General features: G+C 66.5%; 16 protein-coding genes and 1 pseudogene. 11 read left to right on the forward strand and 6 right to left on the reverse strand.

The features are described 5' to 3' along the window. The first annotated feature begins 4 nt into the window (after nt 1–4). The 7 genes from EI171_RS27755 to EI171_RS27785 all read left to right on the forward strand — a co-directional run bounded on the left by EI171_RS27755 (nt 5) and on the right by EI171_RS27785 (nt 5,467). Complete coding sequence (locus tag EI171_RS27755) at nt 5–664, forward strand: amino acid ABC transporter permease (RefSeq protein ID WP_060911679.1); 660 nt, start codon at nt 5–7, stop codon at nt 662–664. A gap of 10 nt (nt 665–674) precedes the next feature. Beyond that, nucleotides 675–1,325, forward strand: a complete 651-nt coding sequence (locus EI171_RS27760; RefSeq protein WP_161535224.1) for an amino acid ABC transporter permease — start codon at nt 675–677, stop codon at nt 1,323–1,325. Beyond that, complete coding sequence (locus tag EI171_RS27765; RefSeq protein ID WP_028171002.1) at nt 1,312–2,040, forward strand: amino acid ABC transporter ATP-binding protein; 729 nt, start codon at nt 1,312–1,314, stop codon at nt 2,038–2,040. The genes EI171_RS27760 and EI171_RS27765 overlap by 14 nt, the downstream gene beginning before the upstream one ends. A 31-nt stretch (nt 2,041–2,071) precedes the next feature. Beyond that, nucleotides 2,072–2,869 (forward strand): transporter substrate-binding domain-containing protein, encoded by a 798-nt coding sequence (locus tag EI171_RS27770; protein ID WP_161535225.1) that lies wholly within the window; start codon nt 2,072–2,074, stop codon nt 2,867–2,869. A gap of 55 nt (nt 2,870–2,924) precedes the next feature. Then, complete coding sequence (locus tag EI171_RS27775; protein WP_092183004.1) at nt 2,925–3,269, forward strand: RidA family protein; 345 nt, start codon at nt 2,925–2,927, stop codon at nt 3,267–3,269. Nucleotides 3,270–3,332: 63 nt separating this feature from the next. Then, a complete protein-coding gene (locus EI171_RS27780) occupies nt 3,333–4,361 on the forward strand; it encodes a succinylglutamate desuccinylase/aspartoacylase family protein (RefSeq protein WP_161535226.1) in 1,029 nt (342 codons plus the stop codon). Between the two features lie 41 nt (nt 4,362–4,402). Further along, nucleotides 4,403–5,467 carry a LacI family DNA-binding transcriptional regulator gene (locus tag EI171_RS27785; RefSeq protein ID WP_161535227.1) on the forward strand — a complete coding sequence of 355 codons (1,065 nt, stop codon included), beginning with the start codon at nt 4,403–4,405 and terminating at the stop codon, nt 5,465–5,467. A 10-nt stretch (nt 5,468–5,477) separates the two neighbouring features. On the opposite strand, the gene EI171_RS27790 is transcribed toward EI171_RS27785, so the two are convergent. From EI171_RS27790 to guaB, 3 genes and pseudogenes are all read right to left on the reverse strand, one after another. Continuing rightward, nucleotides 5,478–5,786 (reverse strand): hypothetical protein, encoded by a 309-nt coding sequence (locus tag EI171_RS27790; protein WP_060911673.1) that lies wholly within the window; start codon nt 5,784–5,786, stop codon nt 5,478–5,480. A 160-nt stretch (nt 5,787–5,946) separates the two neighbouring features. Continuing rightward, complete coding sequence (locus EI171_RS27795; protein ID WP_060913057.1) at nt 5,947–6,969, reverse strand: NADP-dependent oxidoreductase; 1,023 nt, start codon at nt 6,967–6,969, stop codon at nt 5,947–5,949. 291 nt (nt 6,970–7,260) lie between these two features. Continuing rightward, a pseudogene (guaB, locus tag EI171_RS27800) lies at nt 7,261–8,753 on the reverse strand (IMP dehydrogenase). Nucleotides 8,754–9,160: 407 nt separating this feature from the next. Here guaB and EI171_RS27805 point away from each other — a divergent pair. Beyond that, nucleotides 9,161–10,651, forward strand: coding sequence for an MFS transporter (locus EI171_RS27805; RefSeq protein ID WP_161535228.1), 1,491 nt, complete (start codon nt 9,161–9,163; stop codon nt 10,649–10,651). Nucleotides 10,652–10,804: 153 nt separating this feature from the next. On the opposite strand, the gene EI171_RS27810 is transcribed toward EI171_RS27805, so the two are convergent. Further along, a complete protein-coding gene (locus EI171_RS27810; protein ID WP_011086747.1) occupies nt 10,805–11,491 on the reverse strand; it encodes an RlmE family RNA methyltransferase in 687 nt (228 codons plus the stop codon). Between the two features lies 1 nt (nt 11,492). Then, nucleotides 11,493–12,566, reverse strand: coding sequence for a Ppx/GppA phosphatase family protein (locus tag EI171_RS27815; RefSeq protein ID WP_161535229.1), 1,074 nt, complete (start codon nt 12,564–12,566; stop codon nt 11,493–11,495). Nucleotides 12,567–12,780: 214 nt separating this feature from the next. Here EI171_RS27815 and EI171_RS27820 point away from each other — a divergent pair, with 214 nt between their 5' ends. Then, nucleotides 12,781–15,153 (forward strand): xanthine dehydrogenase family protein molybdopterin-binding subunit, encoded by a 2,373-nt coding sequence (locus EI171_RS27820; RefSeq protein ID WP_161535230.1) that lies wholly within the window; start codon nt 12,781–12,783, stop codon nt 15,151–15,153. 100 nt (nt 15,154–15,253) lie between these two features. On the opposite strand, the gene EI171_RS27825 is transcribed toward EI171_RS27820, so the two are convergent. Continuing rightward, nucleotides 15,254–16,054, reverse strand: a complete 801-nt coding sequence (locus EI171_RS27825) for a hypothetical protein (RefSeq protein WP_028170995.1) — start codon at nt 16,052–16,054, stop codon at nt 15,254–15,256. Nucleotides 16,055–16,160: 106 nt separating this feature from the next. Between EI171_RS27825 and EI171_RS27830 the strand changes: the two genes are divergently transcribed. Next, a complete protein-coding gene (locus EI171_RS27830; RefSeq protein ID WP_060911671.1) occupies nt 16,161–16,664 on the forward strand; it encodes a YaiI/YqxD family protein in 504 nt (167 codons plus the stop codon). A gap of 2 nt (nt 16,665–16,666) precedes the next feature. Further along, nucleotides 16,667–18,478, forward strand: coding sequence for an ABC-F family ATP-binding cassette domain-containing protein (locus EI171_RS27835; RefSeq protein WP_161535231.1), 1,812 nt, complete (start codon nt 16,667–16,669; stop codon nt 18,476–18,478). Nucleotides 18,479–18,541 lie beyond the last annotated feature (63 nt).

The raw sequence follows: 18,541 nt of genomic DNA on the forward strand, positions 1-18,541 counted from the left end.
CGCAATGAACTTCCTGCCGCTCTGGCGCTATCAGAACCAGCTCATCGACGGGGCCATCGTCACGCTCGAGCTGACGGTGATCGCGGCGCTGGCCGGGCTCCTGATCGGCGTTGCCGGCGCGGTCGCGCTGAACGGCCGCATCACGCCGCTGCGCTGGCTGGTGCGCGGCTATATCGAGCTGTTCCGCAACACGCCGTCGCTGATCCAGATCTTCATCGTCTTCTTCGTGCTGCCGAACTTCGGCCTGAAGCTGCCGGCCTTCGAGGCGGCTGCCGTCGCGCTGTCGCTGTATTTCGGCGCCTACTCGGTCGAGATCATCCGCGCCGGCCTCGACTCCGTGCCGAAGAACCAGATTGAGGCCGGCCAGTGCCTTGGACTATCGGGCTGGCAGGTGTTCCGTCACATCCTGCTGCCGCCGGCGCTGCGCAACGCCTATCCGGCCGTGACCAGCCAGTTCGTGCTGCTGCTGCTCGGCACCTCGCTCGCCTCGCAGGTCGCCGCCGACGAACTCTTCCATGTCGCAGGATTCATCGAGAGCCGCACCTACCGCAGCTTCGAGGTCTATGCGGTGATCTGCGCGGTCTATTTCGCGATGGCGATGTCGTTCAAGGCGCTGTTCGCCATCATCGGTCTGGCGGCCTTCCGCTGGCCGCGGCGGCGCTGAGGGGACAGCGATGCGATCCTTCACCCTCATCGATTTCGTCTCGCTGTTCGCGGCGCTGCGCTGGACCGTCGCGCTGGCCGTGCTCGCGCTCGCCTTCGGCGCGCCGCTGGCGCTCGGGCTCGCCATGGGCCGCATCAGCCGCTTCGCCGGGCTGCGGTGGACGATGGCGGCGTGCATCCAGGTGATCCAGAGCGTGCCGCTGCTCGGGCTGTTGTTCTTCTTCTATTTCGGCATGCCGGTGTTTTTGGGCATCCAGGTGCCGGCGCTCGTCGCCGTGACCGTCGCCTACACGCTCTACACCGCCGCCTTCCTCGGCGAGATCTGGCGCGGCGGGCTGGAGGCCGTGAAGCAGGCGCAATGGGAGGCCGGTGCCTGCCTCGGCCTCTCCGCCTGGCAGCAATTCCGCCACATCATCGCGCCGCAGGCGCTGCGGCTGTCGCTGCCGCCGACCGTCGGCTTCCTGGTGCAGCTCATCAAGGGCACCTCGCTCGCCTCGATCCTCGGCTTCGTCGAGCTCGCCCGCGCCGGCCAAGTGGTGAGCGCGGCGACGTTCCAGCCGCTGCTCACCTACGCGCTGGTCGCCGCGATCTATTTCGCGCTGTGCCTGCCGCTCACGCTTTGGTCCCGCTCCCTGGAGGCCCGCCTCGATGGCTCTCGTTGAAATCCGCGACGTGCACAAGACATTCGGCAAGGTCGAGGTGCTCAAGGGCGTCTCGCTCGACGTCGAGGAAGGCGAGATCGTCACGATCATCGGCCGCTCGGGCTCGGGCAAGTCGACGCTGCTCCGCTGCATCAATGCGCTGGAGAGCGTCGATTCCGGCGAGATCCGCGTCGAGGGCGAGCGGGTCCATACGAAGATGCCCGACCTCAAGAAATTCCGTCAGCGCGTCGGCATCGTGTTCCAGGCCTTCAACCTGTTTCCGCATCTGAAGGTCGAGCGCAACATCACGCTGGCTCCGCTGCTCACCGGCCGCATCGACAAGGCCCGCGCACGCACGCTGGCCCAGGACGTGCTCACCCGCGTCGGCCTTGCCGAGAAGATCGACGCCTGGCCCGAGCAGCTCTCCGGTGGCCAGCAGCAGCGCGTCGCGATCGCGCGCTGCCTCGCCATGGCGCCTCACCTCATGCTGTTCGACGAGGTGACCTCCGCGCTCGATCCTGAACTCGTCGGCGAGGTGCTGAAGGTGATGGAGGCGATGGCGAAGCAAGGCATGACCATGATCCTAGTCACCCACGAGATGGGTTTTGCCCGCAACGTCGCCAACCGCATCGTCTTCATGCACCAGGGCCGCGTCTGGGAACAGGGACCGCCGGCAAAGCTGTTCGCCAATCCTGAGACCCCCGAGCTCGCCAGCTTCATCGCCTCAGCAAAATGATCATCCAGCCATCCGCCACCAGGAGAGAGTCATGAGACAACTGAAATCCCTCTTTGCGATCGCAGCCACGGCACTCGCAGTGCTCGCCGCGCCGAACCTCGCACAAGCCGACAAGCTGCAGGATGTGCTCGGCTCCGGCAAGCTGCGCGTCGGCATCCTGACCGATGCCGCGCCCTGGGGCTTCAAGGACGACAAGGGCGAGATTGCGGGCTTAGACGCCGATCTCGCCCGGCTGATCGCCGCCGACATGGGCGTGAAGCTCGAGCTCGTGCCGGTGACGGGCGCCGCGCGCATCCCGAGCCTGCTCTCCGACAAGATCGACATGCTGATCGCCGGCCTCGGCGCCACGCCCGAGCGCGCCCAGCAGGTGATGTTCTCGCAGCCGTACGCGGTGGTGAATCTCGGCGTCTACGGTGCGAAGTCGCTGCCCGCCGCGACCGGCAAGAAGCCCGACAATCTCGACGGCCGCAGCGTTGCGGTGGCCAAGGGCTCGACGCTCGACGTCTGGCTCACCGACAACGCACCGAAGGTGAAGCTGGTGCGCTTCGAGGACACCCCGGCCGCGCTCGCCGCATTCCTCGCCGGACAGGCCGACACCTTCGCCGAGAACAGCGCCATTGCGCTGAAGGTGCAGGACCAGAACCCGACCAAGGAGGTCGAGTTGAAATTCCTGATCCGCCAGTCGCCGGCCCATGTCGGCGTGCGCCAGGGCGAGCAGAACCTGCTCAACTGGATCAACACCGACATCTTCTTCAACAAGCTCAACGGCAAGCTCGGCGCACTTCAGCTGAAATGGTTTAGGGAAGAGCAGTCGCTGCCGACGCTGTAAGCTCGCACACGGCTCCCGCATCAGGCGGGAGCCGACCTTCACGAGGAGAATTGAGATGATCAAACGCTACGTCGTCGGCTCGCGCATGAGCCAGGCCGTCGCCGCCGGCGGCATGGTGCATATCGCAGGTCAAGTTGCGGACGACCGCAAGGCCGGCATCGTGTCGCAGACCCAGCAGGTGCTCGCCAAGATCGACGCGCTGCTCAAGGAAGCCGGCTCCGACCGCTCCAAACTGATCGCGGTCAACGTCTTCCTGCCGCATATCACCGACTTCGACACCATGAACTCGGTCTACGATTCCTGGATCGATCCGGCCAATCCGCCGGCGCGCGCCTGCGTCGAAGCCCGTCTCGCCGATCCCGATTTGCGCGTCGAGATGACCGCGGTCGCCTTGCTGTAACGGCATCGTCCCTCTTTCAACCTTCGGCCGGCGTCGGCGACGACGCGGCCCTCAGGGCCTCCCATGCATACCGGACTTTTCCACGAGATCGATTTCGAGAAGGACCAGAAATGGTCCGGCCATCTCGGCATTCCCTTCTCGATCGATCGATCGCCCTACTTCCAGCTCAAGATCCCGATCTTCCGGATCAAGAACGGCGCCGGCCCAAAACTTCTGTTGATGGCCGGCAATCACGGCGACGAATACGAGGGCGAGATCACGCTGACGCGGCTGTATCGCCGGCTCGATGCCAAGGCGGTCAAGGGCGAGATCACCATCCTGCCCTTCGCCAATCTTCCTGCCGTGATGGCGGCGCGCCGGCGCTCGCCGCTCGACGAGGGCAATCTCAACCGCGCCTTCCCGGGCGATGCCGCGGGCACGCCGACGTTCCGCCTTGCGCACTTCCTCGAGCACGAGCTGTTTCCGCGCCATGACGTCGTCTTCGACATCCATTCCGGCGGCACGTCGATGGCGCACGTGCCCTGCGCGCTGATCGAGCGGCAGGGACCGCCCGAGATGTTCGGCCAGGCACTGCGCCTGATGGAAGGATTAGGGATGCCCTTCGCCTTCGTCGCCGAGAACGGCGCCGCTGCGCCGACCTCGATGGCGGCGGCCGCGCGCGCCGGCGCGATCGGACTGTCAGGCGAGTTCGGCGGCGGCGGCACCGTCACGCCGCAGACGATGGCGTTCACCGCGCGCGCCGTCGACCGGCTGCTGCTCGCGCTCGGCATCGTCCAGGCCCCGGTGCTGGGGCCGCACGCGCCGGTCGAGCGTGCCACCGAATTGCTGGCGCTGCAAAGCCATGCGCAGGCGGTGTTCGCGACACGGCGCGGCTGGTTCGAGCCCGCCGTCATGGTCGGCGCGCGCGTTGCGGCCGGCGACGTCGCCGGCTGGTATCATGATTTCGAGCGGCCTGAGCTGCCGGAAGACGTGTTGCGCTTCCCGGCCGACGGCATCGTGATCTCGCAGCGCCTGCACACCGACAGCCAGAGCGGCGACTGCCTGGTCCAGGTCGGCCGCGCGCTGTCGCGCGACGAGCTGCCAGCGCGCTGAGCTTTGGAGACGATAGCGACTTCGACTACCCTCGGGATTCGATGACCGATCCGGCAAAGCCGAGCTATGACGACGTGGTGCGCATTCCGGCGCCGCCCGGCCGCGCCAGCGCGACCGGACGGCCGCCGCGCATCGCGGAGGTGGCGGAGCGCGCCGGGGTATCGCCGATCACGGTGTCGCGGGTGCTGCGCCACCCCCAGAAGGTCAATCGAAAGACCCGCGAGCGCATCCTCGAAGTGATCGAGGCAACCGGATACGCCTCCAACCCGCATGCGCGCGCGCTGCGCTCGGGCCGCTCGAACGTGGTCGTCGCCTTCGTCTCCAACATCCTCAGCCAGCAGTTCGGGCTCGCCGTGCGCAGCTTCGCGGCCACGCTCGAGCCGGAAGGATTCGAGGTGCTCGTCGGCCAGACCTCCTACTCCTATGTCAAGGAAGTCGCGATGATCCAGTCGCTGCGCGGCATCCGCCCCGCCGCGGTGATGTTCACCGGCGTGATCGAGCTCGAGGAGAACCGCGCAGCGCTTGCAGAGCTCGGCATTCCCGTGATCGAGACCTGGGCGTTTCCGCGCGACCCCATCGACATGCTGGTCGGCCTGCCCAATGCGGATGCCGGTGCGATGGCGGCGCGCAGGCTGGCTGAGGCCGGACATCGCCGCGTCGCTTTCATCGGCCGCAGCAGCGGCCGCGGCGCGCTGCGCCGCGACGGTTTTCGCACGGCAGCGGCGCAGCTCGGCCTCGATATCGTCCACGAGATCGGCGTTGGCGAGATCACAGGCCTCATAGACGGCCGCGCCGCCTTCACCGCCCTGCTCGATCGCGGCGACCGCGTCGATGCCGTGTTCTGCGCCAACGATCTGCTCGCGACCGGCGCGCTGATCGAGGCCCGCGCGCGCGGCCTGTCGGTGCCGCGCGATCTCGCCGTGCTCGGCTTCGGCGACAACGACGTCGCCGATCAGATCACGCCCGGCCTCACCACCATCTCGTTCGATGCGGCGGCCGTGGGGCGCATCGCGGCCGAACTGCTGCTGGCGCGCCTGTCGGGCACGCAGCTTGCCGAACAGCGGCTCGCCGTCGACCTGTTCCTGGTCGAGCGCGGCAGCGTCTGAGGATTGCGGCTTACGCGACGCTCTTGAGGTCCTGCTGGATCGCAGCCAGCAAGGATTCCAGCGCTGCGCTGTTCACCGGCCTCGCCTCGGCCATCTCGGGCTGGACGTTGGCGGACTGGACGCCGGCGGGCTGCGCAGCTTTGAGCGGACGCTTCGGGAACGGCGGCGGTGTCGGCATCGCGGGCCGGGTCAAATCGCCCTCGTCCTCGGCATGAACGAACTTGCCATGGATGACGTCGTCGCGACGGCCCATGACGAACATGGTCGTCCAATAGCCGGCGGCCAGAAGGATTACGCAGAAAATACCAATCTCTAACATCGTAGCACCTGAAATATGCCCGATGATTCAATGCCTTCGTCCGGACGTCAATGAACCGACGGTCACACCTGCGGGTTTTGCGGGCAGGTGTGACCGATCGGTGACACTTTCTTAACCATCCGCGCCGGGGCTGTGGCGCAGGTGCAACCAAGCCGTGCAGCTAGGCCTTATCTGGCCCGACCCGCACCAGCTGCTTGCCGAAATTGGCGCCCTTCAGGAGCCCCATGAAGGCACCGGGGGCGCTCTCCAGGCCCTCGGTGACGAACTCCTTGTATTTCACCTTGCCGTCGCGGACCCAGCCGGACATGTCGCGCAGGAAGTCGCCATGGCGCGCGGCGAAGTCGGAGACGATGAAGCCGCGGAAGGTCAGCCGCTTGGTCAGGGTCGCGCGCATCATGCTGGCGGCCCATTTCGGCGGCTTGGCCTCGGTGTCGTTGTAATGGGCGATCAGGCCGCAGACCGGCACGCGCGCGAACGGATTGAGCAGCGGGAACACCGCTTCGAACACGGCGCCGCCGACATTCTCGAAATAGACGTCGATCCCCTTCGGGCAGGCGTCCTTCAGCTTGGCCGCAAGATCGGGATCGCGGTGATCGATGCAGGCATCGAAGCCGAGCTCCTTCACCACGTAGTCGCATTTGTCCTTGCCACCCGCAATTCCGACCGCCCGCGCGCCCTTGATCTTGCCGATCTGGCCGACGGCGGAGCCGACCGCACCGGAGGCACCGGCGACGACGACGGTCTCGCCTTCCTGCGGCTTGCCGATGTCGAGCAGGCCGGTATAGGCGGTCATGCCGGGCATGCCGAGCACGCCGATCGAGGTCGAGATCGGACCGAGCTTGGGATCCACCTTGATCAGGCCCTTGCCGCTGGAGATCGCGTGCGTCTGCCATCCGGTACGGGCTCGCACGATGTCGCCTGCCGCGAAATCAGGATTGTTCGACGCCGCGACCTCGCTAACCGCCTCGCCCTCCATCACGCCGTCGATCGGCACCGGCGCGGCATAGGACGGACCGTCACTCATGCGGCCGCGCATATAGGGATCGAGCGACAGCCAGATCGTGCGCAGCAGGACTTCGCCCTGCCCCGGTGTCGGGACAGCGAATTCCTCAATGCGGAAATCGGACGGCTTGGGTTCGCCGACGGGACGCGCGGCGAGAACGATGCGTTTTGCTTGGGACATGATGGCTTCCTCCTGAATGCTTGTTGCAGTCATTTAGGAGGTAGGTGGGAATGAAGCAAATCCCACACTCGCTGTCATCGCGAAAGCGGGCGACCCAGTAGTCCAGGGGCGGCTGTGATTGAACCGAGAAGCCGCGGCGTACTGGATTCCCCGCCTTCGCGGGGAATGACACCGTCGTTGAGGCGAGCGCGCAAACCACTCATTGTCATTCCGGGGCGATGCGAAGCATCGAACCCGGAATCTCGAGATTCCGGGTTGCGCTTCGCGCCCCCGAAATGACGGCAGAGGCGACTAACCCCCGCCCGGATAGTTCGGGCTCTCGCGGGTAATCGTGACGTCGTGGACGTGGCTTTCGCGCAGGCCTGCACGGTGATGCGGACGAACTGCGCCTTGTCGTGCAGCTCCTTCATGTCCTTTGCGCCGACATAGCCCATCGCGGCGCGCAGGCCGCCGGCGAGCTGGTGCATGACGTGGCCGACCGCTCCCTTGTAGGGTACCTGGCCCTCGATGCCTTCAGGCACGAGCTTGAGCGTGTCCTTGATGTCCTGCTGGAAATATCGGTCCGCCGAGCCGCGCGCCATTGCGCCGACCGAGCCCATGCCGCGATAGGCCTTGTAGGAACGGCCCTGCCACAGGAAGACTTCGCCGGGCGTCTCGTCGGTGCCGGCGAGCAGCGAGCCGACCATGGCGATGTCGGCACCGGCGGCGAGCGCCTTGGCGAGGTCGCCGGAGAACTTGATGCCGCCATCGGCGATGACGGGAATGTCGGCCTTCTTTGCAGCCTCCACCGCATCCATGATCGCGGTGAGCTGGGGAACGCCGACGCCGGCGACGATGCGGGTGGTGCAGATCGAGCCGGGGCCGATGCCGACCTTGATGCAGTCCGCGCCAGCATCGATCAGCGCCTGCGCGCCTTCGGAGGTCGCGACGTTGCCGGCGACGACCTGCACAGAGTTGGACAGACGCTTGATGCGGTTCACTGCGTGCAGCACGTGGCGCGAATGGCCGTGCGCGGTGTCGACGACGACGAGGTCGACGCCGGCGTCGATCAGCCGCTCGGTGCGCTCGAAGCCGGTGTCGCCGACGGTGGTGGCGGCGGCAACGCGAAGGCGGCCCTGCGCGTCCTTGCAGGCGAGCGGATGGGCGACCGCCTTTTCCATGTCCTTCACGGTGACGAGGCCGACGCAGCGATATTGCTCGTCGACCACGAGCAATTTCTCGATGCGATGCTGGTGCAGCATCCGCCGCGCCTCGTCCTGGCTGACATTCTCGCGCACCGTGACGAGGCCTTCATGCGTCATCAGCTCGGAGACTTTTTGCCTGCGGTCGGTGGCGAACCGCACGTCGCGGTTGGTGAGGATGCCTACCAGCTTGCCCGGCGTGGACTTGCCCGCGCCGGTGACGACGGGAATGCCGGAGATGCCGTGATCGCTCATCAGCTTGAGCGCATCGTCGAGCGTCGCCTCGGGGCTGATGGTGAGCGGGTTCACCACCATGCCCGACTCGTAGCGCTTGACCTGGCGCACCTGGGCGGCCTGCCCTTCGGGATCGAAATTGCGGTGGATGACGCCGAGGCCGCCGGCCTGCGCCATGGCGATCGCCATGCGGGCCTCGGTGACGGTGTCCATGGCGGAGGCCATGATCGGGATGTTGAGCGGAATGGCGCGGGTGACGCGGGAGCGGATGTCGACCTCGCCCGGCATGACGTCCGAGAGGCCTGGCTTCAACAGCACGTCGTCGAACGTAAGGGCTTCGCGGATGCCTTGAACTTGCACCGTGGCCATCTGCCAACTCCTTCCTGCGGCCCTGCCGCAAATAGCTATGGATGAGCGCCGCCCTCGGCGTACCTTGCGGCATCGCCGGAGAATCGGAGCCCATCGGTGGGGTTGACGCGGGTCGATAGCACGGCCGCGTGACGAATCAAAGCAAATCGAGCCGCTGGCCAGCCATGCACAGGCTTTTTACCCAAATTCAGCGGGGATAGCCGGGCGGCGGCCACCCCTCGTCATTCCGGGGCGCGACCAAGGGCGCGCCCCGGAATGACGAGGGAGCGAGTGCAACCGCCGTCGAGGGTCACATGGTTATTACCCAGGATTTAGGTGCCATGCGTTGATCCGCAATGGTCGCCGCCGGGCGGCGGTGTTAAGCCGCAAGCCTCGCCCTTCCTTCCGATTTTCGTTACCAATCCGTCATGGTCGACAAGCAACGCGTCATTCCGCTGATCGTGGCCACTGCTCTCTTCATGGAGAACATGGACTCGACGGTGATCGCCACCTCGCTGCCGGCGATCGCGGCCGACATCGGCACCAGCCCGCTGACGCTGAAGCTCGCGATCACCTCCTATCTGCTGTCGCTCGCGGTGTTCATCCCGGCGAGCGGCTGGACCGCGGACCGGTTCGGCGCGCGGATGGTGTTCGCGATCGCGGTCGGCGTCTTCATGGTCGGCTCGGTCGGCTGCGCGCTCTCGACCTCGGTCACCGATTTCGTGTTCGCGCGCATCCTCCAGGGCATGGGCGGAGCGATGATGACGCCGGTCGGGCGCCTCGTGCTGCTGCGCTCGGTGGACAAGAGCGCGCTGGTCAATGCGATGGCCTGGGTGACGGTCCCTGCCCTTATAGGCCCTGTGATCGGCCCGCCGCTCGGTGGTTTCATCACGACCTACGCGTCCTGGCACTGGATCTTCCTGATCAACATCCCGATCGGGCTGCTCGGCATCTTCATGGCCCTGCGCTTCATCGATCCCATCAAGAGCGAGGAACGCGAGCCGTTCGACCTCTACGGCATGGTGCTCGCGGGGATCGGGCTCGCCGGCATCGCCTTCGGCCTGTCGGTGGCCGGCCTCAACCTGCTGCCCTGGAGCACGGTCGCCGCGCTGATCGTCGGCGGCGCGATCTCGATGACGCTTTATGTCATTCACGCCCGGCGCACGGGATCGCCGGTGCTGGACTTTTCGCTGCTGAACCTGCCGACGCTGCGCGCGGCCGTGCTCGGCGGATTCCTGTTCCGGCTCGGCATCGGGGCGCTACCGTTCCTGCTGCCGCTCCTGATGCAGATCGGCTTCGGGCTGTCGCCGTTCCACTCCGGCCTCGTCACCTTTGCCTCCTCGCTCGGCGCCATGGGCATGAAGACGCTGGCGGCACGCATCATCCGCACCTTCGGCTTCCGCAACCTGATGACGGTGAACGCGATCGTCAGCGCGTTCTTTCTCGGCGTCTGCGCGCTGTTCACGGTGACGACACCGCTGCTGATCATCATGGTGATCCTGGTGGTCGGCGGCTTCTTCCGCTCGCTCGAGTTCACCGCGATCAACACGGTGGCCTATGCCGAGGTCGAGACTGGGCAGATGAGCCGCGCCACCACGCTCGTCAGCGTCAACCAGCAGCTTGCGGTCTCCGCCGGCGTCGCCGTCGGCGCAGCGTCCGTCGAGACGACGATGTGGCTCAGCCATGTCAGCGAGCTCAACGCCACCGTGTTCGCGCCGGCCTTCGTCGTGGTCGCGCTGACCTCGGCGGCGTCGAGCTGGTTCTTCTGGCAGATGCCCGCTGATGCCGGCCACGAGATCTCCGGCCGCAAGGCGACCGAAATCGCGAGCCGCCGGGGCGCCGGCAAGGGTGCGGCCAAGGCCGCCGTGAAGGCGGCGACGGAAGATACGCAGGACGTGCGCGACCAGCGGCTGGGGTAAAAAACGCGCTCCGTCATTCCGGGGTGATGCCACGGGACCGCGCAAGCGCGGCCCGGAGCATCGAGCCCGGAATCCATTGTGCCGCAAGAGTCCCGGGAGAAATGGATTCCGGGCTCGCCTCTTCGAGGCGCCCCGGAATGACGGAGTTCGTTGCTACGCCTTCGCCCCGCCGCGAAACCCCGTCGCCAGCACGTAACGTTCCGACGAATCCTGCCGGCTCGCCGCCGGCTTCACATGGCGCACGGTGGCGAAGTCGCGCTTGAGCTGGGCGAGCAGATCGGCGTCGGCGCCGCTCTGGAACGTCTTGGCGAGGAAGGTGCCGCCGGGCTTGAGCACGTCGCACGCAAACGCCGCCGCGGTCTCGATCAGGCCGACGATACGGAGCTGGTCGGTCTTGCGGTGACCGGTGGTGTTGGCGGCCATGTCGGACATCACGACATCGGCGCCGCCCCCCAGCATCGCGGTAAGCTTTGCCGGCGCGTCATTGTCCATGAAGTCGAGCTGCGCGAACTCGACGCCGGCAATCTCGGGCATCTCCAAAAGGTCGATCGCAACGACCTTGCCCTTGCCGTCCACCGAGCCGACCCGCTTGGCGGCGATCTGGCTCCAGCCGCCCGGCGCAGCACCAAGATCGACCACAGCCATGCCGTGCTTCAGCAGCCGAAACTTGTCGTCGATCTCGAGCAGCTTGAATGCCGCGCGCGAGCGATAACCCGCCGCCTTGGCTTTCGCCACATAGGGATCGTTGAGTTGCCGCTCCAGCCACAGCTTCGACGACAATTTGCGCTTGCCGCCGGTCTTGACCTGGACGTGCAAGCGGCCGGTGGTGTCCTTGGCCATCTCACCAGCTCCTGAGCGCGCCGTCCTCGCGCATCATCTCGACCAGCATGCCTTCGCGCAGGCCGCGGTCGGCGACGCGCAGGCGCGGCAGCGGAAAGGCGCGGCGGATCGCGTCGAGGATGGCGCAGCCCGCAAGCACGAGATCGGCGCGCTCGACGCTGATGCAGCTGTTGTTCGCGCGCTCCTCGTAGCTCATGCCGAGCAGCTTGTTGATGGTCGCGGTGATGTCGGAATCGTTCATCCAGATGCTGTCGATGCGGCGGCGGTCGTAGCGCGCGAGATTGAGATGGATGCCGGCGAGCGTCGTCACCGTGCCTGAGGTGCCGAGCAGGTGCATGTCGGTGAGATCGACGCCGTGCGCTTCCGCGAACGGCGCGACGTGGTGTGCGACCTCCCGCTCCATCGCGGCGTAGATCTCCGGCGTCACGTCGCGGCCGCCGAACTGCTCGGCGAGCGTGACCACGCCGAACGGGATCGACATCCAGGCCTTGATGCGCGGCTCCGGATTTTCCGGATCGCGCTCGATCCGCACCAACTCGGTCGAGCCGCCGCCGATGTCGAACAGGATCGCGCCGCGCCCCCTGGGGTCGACCAGCGGCGAGCAGCCGAGCACGGCGAGCGAGGCCTCGGTCTCGCGGTCGATCACCTCGAGCTCGATGCCGGTCTCGGCCGCGACGCGGCTGCGAAAACCCTCCGCGTTCGAGGCCGCGCGGCAGGCTTCGGTCGCGATCAGCCGCAGCCGGCGCGCTTTCCGCAAGTTGATCTTGTCGCGGCAGATGCTGAGCGCCGCGATGGCGCGCTCGATCGCGGCCTCGCTGATGGAGCCGGTCGCCGAGACCCCCTCGCCGAGCCGGATGATGCGCGAGAAGGAATCGACCACGCGAAAGCCGTCGCTGGTCGGACTGGCGATCAGGAGCCTGCAATTGTTGGTTCCGAGGTCCAGCGCCGCGTAGACGCCGGTTCCCGGCGCTTGCGCGGCGACGGCCGGTTCAGTGGCCAACGCCACCGCCGCCATCGACCCCTCGAGCTCACCGTGCGGCGCATGGCCGTCGCGGAGCCGCGTGTGGTCATTCATACAAACTGTCTTTCCGCGGCCCGCTGAGGCCGAGCTGGAATTGCTTTTTCGCCTGAAACATTAGCAGCGCGGCAGGCCTGCGCAACAACGCATCACATGGCACCATGCCCATTCGTGCGTTGTCGTGAACGGGACCGTGGGTTATTTTTGAGGGGTCCGGCCCCCCCCAAGCGCCCCCCAAAACGCGCAATTGCCGGCTTTTCAGGTCAATTCCATGCAAGAACACACCAAATCGTCCACGCTCGAAAACGCTATTGCACTGCAAAAATACGGCGTCGGGCAGCCCGTCCGCCGCAAGGAGGACGACACGCTGGTGCGCGGCAAGGGCCGCTACACCGACGATTTCAACCTGCCCGACCAGGCCTACGCCGTGGTGGTCCGCTCGACCCACGCCCATGGAATCATCCGTGGCATCGGCCTCGATGCCGCCAAGGCGATGCCGGGCGTGCTGGGGGTCTGGACCGGGACGGACCTCGATGCCGCCGGCTACGGCCCCTTCACCTGCGGCCTGCCGCTGAAGAGCCGTGACGGCTCGCCCCTGCTCCAGACCAACCGCCAGCCGCTGGCGACCGACAAGGTTCGCTTCGTCGGCGATCCCGTCGCCTTCGTGGTGGCCGACACGCTGGCCCAGGCGCGCGACGCGGCCGAGGCGGTCGAGCTCGATATCGAGCCGTTGCCGGCTGTGACCGACCCCGAGGAGGCCGCCAAGCCCGGCGCGCCGCAGCTCTACGACCACATCCCGAACAACGTCGCGCTCGACTACCATTATGGCGACATGGAGCAGGTGAACGCGGCCTTCGCCAGCGCCGCTCACGTCACCAAGATCGACATCGAGAACACCCGCGTCGCCGTGGTCTCGATGGAGCCGCGCGTCGGGCTCGCCTCCTACGACAAGAAGGCCGAGCGCTACACGCTCCAGGTTCCGACGCAGGGTGTCGCCGGCAACCGCGCCAACCTCGCCAAGAACCTGAAAGTGCCGAACGAGAAGGTCCGCATTCTCACCGCCAATGTCGGCGGCTCCTTCGGCATGAAGAACATCAACTACCCCGAATACATGTGCATCCTGTACGCGGCCAAGGCGCTGGGACGGCCGGTGAAGTGGCTGGACGAGCGTTCGACCAGCTTCCTGTCCGACAGCCACGGCCGCGCGCAAAAAATCCATGCCGAGCTCGCGCTCGACGCCGAGGGGCACTTCCTCGCGGCCAAGCTCGAAGGCTACGGCAATCTCGGCGCCTACATCACCGGCGTTGCGCCGGGCCCGCTCTCGCTCAACACCGGCAAGAACTTTTCCAGCGTCTACCGCACGCCGCTGATGGGCATCGACATCAAGACGGTGCTGACCAATACCACGCTGATGGGCGCCTATCGCGGCGCCGGCCGGCCCGAGGCGAACTACTACATGGAGCGGCTGATCGACCGCGCCGCCGACGAGATGGGCATCAACCGGCTGACGATGCGCAAGCGCAACTTCATCAAGCCGACCCAGATGCCGTTCCCGGCGTCCTCCGGCGTCACCTATGACAGCGGCGACTTCCAGGCCGTCTTCAACAAGGCGCTCGAAATCTCCGACCACGAGAATTTCGCCAAGCGCAAGAAGGAGAGCAAGAAGGCCGGCAAGCTGCGCGGCATCGCCGTCGGCTCCTATCTCGAGGTCACGGCGCCGCCGAGCCCCGAGCTCGGCAAGATCGTGTTCGATCCCGACGGCAGCGTGCAGCTCATCACCGGCACGCTCGACTACGGCCAGGGCCACGCCACTCCGTTCGCGCAGGTTCTGTGCGAGCAGCTCGGCGTGCCCTTCGAGAGCGTCAAGCTCGTGCAGGGCGACAGCGACATCGTCCACGCCGGCAACGGCACCGGCGGCTCGCGCTCGATCACCGCGAGCGGCATGGCGATCGTGGGAGCTGCCAAGCTCGTGATCGAGAAGGGCAAGCGCGCCGCCGCGCACATGCTGGAGGCGTCCGAAGCCGACATCGAGTTCGAAGGCGGCAGCTTCACCATCGCCGGCACCGACCGCAGCATCGACATCATGGAGCTCGCCAAGAAGCTGCATGACGGCAAGGTGCCGGACGGCGTGCCTGATAGCCTCGACGTCGATCACACCAGCGAGCCGGTGCCCTCTGCCTTCCCGAACGGCTGCCACGTCGCCGAGGTCGAGATCGATCCCGATACCGGCGTGGTGCAGATCGTGCGCTACAGCGCGGTGAACGATTTCGGCACGGTGATCAACCCGCTGCTGGTCGCAGGCCAGCTCCATGGCGGCGTCGTCCAGGGCATTGGACAGGCGCTGATGGAGCACGTCCGCTACGACGAGAGCGGCCAGCCGATCACGGGCTCGCTGATGGACTACGCCCTCCCCCGCGCCGAGGACGTGCCGTTCATGACGGTCGGCGATCACCCGGTGCCGGCCACGACCAATCCGCTCGGCAGCAAGGGCTGCGGCGAAGCCGGCTGCGCCGGCAGCCTGTCGACCGTGGTGAACGCCGTGCTCGATGCGCTCTCCGACCACGGCATCAAGCACATCGACATGCCGCTGACGCCGGAGCGCGTGTGGCGTGCGATCCAGGATGCGAAGGGCAAGGCGGCGTAGGAGTTGTTTGTCGTTCCGGGGCGATGCGAAGCATCGAACCCGGAACCTCGAGATTCCGGGTTCGGTCCTGCGGACCGCCCCGGAATGACGACGCTGGATGTTACGCCGCAGCCTCCTCGCGCGGCTGGTAGATCGCGGTGTGCTGGCAATGCGCCAGCGGTGTCGTGCCGTTGGCGACGACCAGCGCGTCGAGCTCGACGAAGCGGTGGCCCTTCTTCTCGTAGTTCGCGGTGACCTTGGCCCGCGCAACGATCTCGTCGCCGGCGCGCGCGGGCGACAGCAGCTGCATGCGGCTGCCGACGTGGATCCACGGGCCCAAAATGGTATTGTCGACGAGGACGCGATTCATCACGCGCTGGATCAGGCCGGGATGGCCGAGCCCCTCGCGCGCGAAGATCGGATCGGTTTCCCTGATATCGGCGAGATAGTCCGCGGCGGCCTGCCCGATCCATCGGCGCGGCTCTGTGCCAAGCCATTTGCCGGTCTCGAACGTCGCCGGGCTGACCGGCTTGCGCTCAGCGACCGCGGGGACCGCGAGATAGTCGCTCAAATCCACCGCAGGCGCAGCCGCCGGCAGCGAGGCCGTCCCGGTGGCGCAGAGCTCGGTACGGCTGAACACCTCGATCGTGAGCAGGCCATTGTGCTCGGTCGCATCGACATCGGCCGTCTCGCCGTCATAGACCGGCTTGATGAAGCGGGCCTCCACTAGTCCGCGGGTGAGGAAATCGCGGCCCCAGCGCGCCAGCGGCACATGCATCATGTAGGCGAAGACATCGACGCCGGGCACCAGCCCGCCCGAGAAGCCGAAGCGGCGCGCCACCTTGTCGTCATGCATCTTGTTCTCGGATTGTTTGGCGGTGTTGTAGGCCTCGACGCGGTAGGTTTCGAGCCGGTTCGGCATGGCTGGCCTTCCCCAAAATTCCTGTTGTTTCGGATCGATCGTAGGCCCCGGGGAACACCGGTCAATCCCCTCGCCTTTGCGGCCCGAATGGGGTACCACCCCGCCAATGACTGACACGCCCACCCGCATCTATGTCGACGCCGACGCCTGTCCGGTGAAGGACGAAATCTACCGCGTCGCGCTCCGGCACGGCGTGCCCGTAAGCGTGGTGGCTGGCAACTTCATCCGCGTGCCGCAGGACCCCTTGATCGAGCGCATCGCGGCGGGAGCCGGCATGGATGCCGCTGACGACTGGATCGCCGAACGCGCCAGGCCCGGCGACGTCGTCGTCACCTCCGACATTCCGCTCGCCAGCCGCTGCGTGAAGGCGGGCGCCGACGTGATCGCGCCGAACGGCAAACCGTTCACCGAAGAGTCGATCGGGATGACGCTGGCGGTCCGTAATCTGATGACGGATTTGCGCTCGGCAGGCGAAGTCACCGGCGGCCCGCGATCGTTCGCGCCGCGCGACCGTTCGACGTTCCTCTCGGCGCTCGACCAGACGCTGCGCCGGATCCAGCGGCGCCGCATTGATGCGGCCGCAACCAGCCAGAATTCAAGCCAGGGCTGACGATGGCGCCGCCGCTGATCCAACTCAAGGACATCAAGCTGACGTTTGGCGGCACGCCGCTGTTGAACGGCGTCGAGCTCAACGTCGCGACTGGCGAGCGGGTCTGCCTGATCGGCCGCAACGGCTCCGGCAAATCGACATTGCTGAAGATCGCAGCCGGCCTGGTCGAGCCCGACGGCGGCACGCGCTTCGTGCAGCCGGGCGCCACGATCCGCTATCTGCCGCAGGAGCCTGACTTCGGCGACCACAAGACCACGCTCGCCTATGTCGAGGCGGGACTTGCGCCCGGCGACGACCAGCATCAGGCGCGCTATCTGCTCGAGCAGCTCGGGCTGACCGGCGACGAGAACCCGCACAACCTCTCCGGCGGCGAAGCTCGCCGAGCCGCGCTTGCATGTGTGCTTGCGCCCTCACCCGACATCCTGCTGCTCGACGAGCCGACCAACCATCTCGATCTCTCCACCATCGAGTGGCTGGAGCAGGAGCTCGACAGCCGCCGCAGCGCGCTGGTGCTGATCAGCCACGACCGCCGCTTCCTCACCAACCTCTCGCGCTCGACCGCCTGGCTCGACCGCGGCCGGATCAAGCAGATCGACCGCGGCTTTGCCTCGTTCGAAGCCTGGCGCGACGAGGTGCTGGCGGAGGAAGAGCGCGACCAGCACAAGCTCGACCGCAAGATCGTCGACGAGGAGCACTGGCTGCGCCACGGCGTCTCCGGCCGGCGCAAGCGCAACGTCAAGCGGCTTGCCAATCTGCACACGCTGCGCGACCAGCGCCGCAACTATCGCGGCACCGCCGGCAGCGCCAATCTCGCAGCCGCCGAGGCCGAGCAGTCCGGCAAGCTGGTGATCGAAGCCAAGGGCATCACCAAGGCCTATGGCGAGCGCAAGATCGTCGACAATTTCTCCACCCGCATCCAGCGCGGCGACCGGCTCGGCATCATCGGGCCGAACGGCGCCGGCAAGACCACGCTGGTCAATCTGCTCACCGGCGGCATGCAGCCTGACAGCGGCACCGTGCGGCTCGGGGCCAATCTGGAGATGGCAACCCTCGACCAGCACCGTGAAAGCCTCGACCCCAAATCGACGCTGGCGGAGGCACTGACCGGCGGCCGTGGCGACCAGATCATGGTCGGGGGCAAGCCGAAGCATGTCGTCGGCTACATGAAGGACTTTCTGTTCGCGCAGGAGCAGCGCGGCACGCCGCTGGAAGTGCTCTCCGGCGGCGAACGCGGCCGGCTGATGCTGGCGCGCGCACTGGCCAAGCCCTCGAACCTGCTGGTGCTGGACGAGCCAACCAACGATCTCGACCTCGAAACGCTGGACGTGCTCGAGGACATGCTCGGCGACTACGAGGGCACCGTCATCCTGATCAGCCATGACCGCGACTTCCTCGACCGCGTCGTCACCTCGGTGATCGCGCCTGAGGGCAACGGCAAATGGATCGAATATGCCGGCGGCTACAGCGATATGCTGGCGCAGCGCGGCGCGGACTTGAAGCGCGAGACGGCGAAGGCGCAAGTCCCCGCGGAGAAGAAAGAGGAGCGGATCGCTATTCCCGCTGCCGCGCCAAAGCGGCGATTGAGCTTCAACGAGAAGCACGCGCTGGAAACACTTCCGAAGAAGATGGAGACGTTGCAGGCCGACATCGCCAAGCTGCAACGCGTGCTCGACGATCCCAACCTCTACACCAAGGATCGCAAGACATTCGACGACACCTCCGCCGCCATCGCCAAGGCGCATGACGAATTGTCCGCCGCCGAAGAGCGCTGGCTCGAACTGGAAATGCTCCGCGAAGAAATCGAACAGGCTTAGCGCGTATTCCGCAAAAATGGGCACCGGTTTTGCAATCAGACTACGCGCCAACTGAGGGACTGC

This window comes from Bradyrhizobium sp. LCT2 (assembly GCF_009931255.1).
GTDB lineage: Bacteria > Pseudomonadota > Alphaproteobacteria > Rhizobiales > Xanthobacteraceae > Bradyrhizobium > Bradyrhizobium diazoefficiens.